Consider the following 235-nt stretch of genomic DNA (forward strand, 5'->3'; position numbering starts at 1 on the left):
GTCCTCCTCCACCATATAAGGTCGCATAGCTCAGCTGGGAGAGCACCTGCCTTACAAGCAGGGGGTCACAGGTTCGATCCCTGTTGCGACCACCATAGTGAATTTAAATTCATTAAACTGCACAAATTATATAATATGCTGGCATGGCTCAACGGTAGAGCAGCTGATTTGTAATCAGCAGGTTGTAGGTTCGATTCCTATTGCCAGCTCCATAAATGGAGGAGTTCCCGAGTGG

2 tRNA genes are annotated in these 235 nt (G+C 47.7%); both read left to right on the forward strand.

Going from position 1 to position 235, the window contains the following annotated elements:
* The first annotated feature begins 19 nt into the window (after window positions 1-19).
* Window positions 20-95: transfer RNA gene (locus B3Z56_RS00650), tRNA-Val, on the forward strand.
* A 42-nt stretch (window positions 96-137) separates the two neighbouring features.
* Window positions 138-212 (forward strand) — tRNA-Thr (locus tag B3Z56_RS00655).
* Window positions 213-235: the final 23 nt, after the last annotated feature.

The organism is Clostridium sp. UBA7791 (assembly GCF_002480755.1).
Lineage (GTDB): Bacteria > Bacillota > Clostridia > Clostridiales > Clostridiaceae > Clostridium_J > Clostridium_J sulfidigenes.